This window comes from Desulfovibrio sp. 1214_IL3152, from assembly GCF_036763055.1.
In the GTDB taxonomy this organism is placed as follows: domain Bacteria; phylum Desulfobacterota; class Desulfovibrionia; order Desulfovibrionales; family Desulfovibrionaceae; genus Desulfovibrio.
Map to the genome: position 1 here is coordinate 1 of NZ_JBAIYW010000137.1, position 1,669 is coordinate 1,669.

A 1,669-nucleotide genomic window follows, 5' to 3' on the forward strand; every position below is an offset into this window, starting at 1 on the left:
CGGAAGCTGGCGCTGGCGCAGTTCGGCAGGCAGAGACGCCGCGTTCGGCTTTGGTTCCGCCTGGCCTGTTTCTGCGCCCGAATCTGTTTCAGCCCGCCCTGTTTCTGCGGAACTTTCACTTTGCGGGGAGGTTTCCGGTGGCGGCCCGTCTTTTTCCGGCGGCAGCGCGCCGATGTTGTGTGGTTGCTCGTGCGCCGGATTGTGTGCAGGGGAGGAAAGACTGTCGGTACGTTCATCCGCAAAAGCGGGAGGTTGGCTCAAAACTGCCATTGCAAGCAGCAGGCTCAACAGTGCGGCATTGCGCATATCATATCGCTGAACGGCGTGTGGCGCCGGTAAAGTGTTTGTTTGCGACCCAGAAAGGCATGCCTCGTAACGGCGTGCTGTTGCTTCCTGGGCTGTTTTCTGCTTACCTGTGAAACGACACGGCAGAACTTGGGCGTCGCTGTAATGAAAGGCGTGCCGATTTCAGGTACAGCATTCCGGCGGCGGCAGCAAGTTTTCTGCATACAGGCGGGTATGCCCCGCCAAAGGAGATGGCATGAAAAAACGTGCTATTGCTGAACTGGTCACTGGGCGCAAGGCTGTTGACGGCGCGGGCGTACGGCTTGTGCGTGTGCTTGGATCACCCACGGTGCGCTCTTTTGATCCTTTTCTTATGCTTGACGCCTTTGATTCTCAAAATCCCGACGACTACATCAAGGGTTTTCCCACCCATCCCCACCGGGGCATAGAAACGTTCACCTATCTCATGCGCGGGCGCATTGACCATGAAGACAGCCTGGGCAATGCAGGAAGCATTGTTGACGGCGGCTGCCAGTGGATGACGGCGGGCAGCGGCATCCTGCATCAGGAAATGCCCCGGCCCTCACGGCATATGCTCGGCCTGCAGTTGTGGATCAACCTGCCCCGCGACCGCAAGATGGTGGACCCGGAATACAGGGATATCAGGGCCGACATGGTTCCGGTGGCGGAAGAAGGCGGCGCCCGTGTGGCCGTTGTGGCCGGTGAGTACAAGAATGTGGCCGGAGCCACGCGCGGCGACCATGTAGATGTGACTTTTCTGGATATAAGCCTCAAACCCGGCGCGCTCTGGAGCATGGAAACCAACCCGAAGGAAACGGTCTTCGCCTATATGGTGGAAGGCGAATGCGAACTGCCCGGCGATGGCGGGGTGATTCCGCACCGAAACGCCTGCCTGTTCACGCCCGGCGACAGCCTGAGCCTTGTGGGCGGGGCCGAAGGCGCGCGTTTTGTACTGGTTTCCGGCGCGCCCCTGCACGAACAGGTAGCTTGGGGCGGTCCCATTGTCATGAACACGGACGAGGAACTGAGGCAGGCTTTTTTTGAACTGGAAGACGGCACGTTCATCAGGCATGCCCCGCATGGCAGAGCGGGCTGACACTGCGAATGCAGCGGCCATGCGGGGTGAAGCTGCCGGTGCAGACCATGTTTCACTCCGCATGCATGTGGGCGTATCTTGTATCTCACTGTTTTTCTGTGATTTACCAGCTTGACAGGTCTGGGGTCCGGGCTTAACGAAAAATGCGGCCCCCGGTGAAAATGGAGTAACGTCATGCATACATCGTTTTGTGCATTTTTCCGTCACGGCGCTGTGGCCCTTCTGGCTGCGGCAGCCGTCGTCTGCGCTTCTGCCGCGCCGCAAGCG

Annotated in this window: 2 protein-coding genes; one reads left to right on the forward strand and one right to left on the reverse strand. The window is 59.3% G+C overall.

Going from position 1 to position 1,669, the window contains the following annotated elements; all coding sequences use genetic code 11:
- The coding region (locus V6C07_RS02870) for a hypothetical protein (protein WP_333534875.1) at window positions 1-306 on the reverse strand (306 nt) is incomplete at its 3' end.
- A gap of 235 nt (window positions 307-541) precedes the next feature.
- Here V6C07_RS02870 and V6C07_RS02875 point away from each other — a divergent pair.
- Entirely contained in the window at window positions 542-1,402 is an 861-nt protein-coding gene (locus tag V6C07_RS02875) for a pirin family protein (protein ID WP_333534876.1), read from the forward strand.
- The last annotated feature ends 267 nt before the right edge of the window (window positions 1,403-1,669 follow it).

Bases quoted from the DNA above. Each gene is read 5' to 3' on its own strand.
- V6C07_RS02875 (WP_333534876.1), top strand. From the start codon at position 542: ATGAAAAAACGTGCTATTGCTGAACTGGTCACTGGGCGCAAGGCTGTT.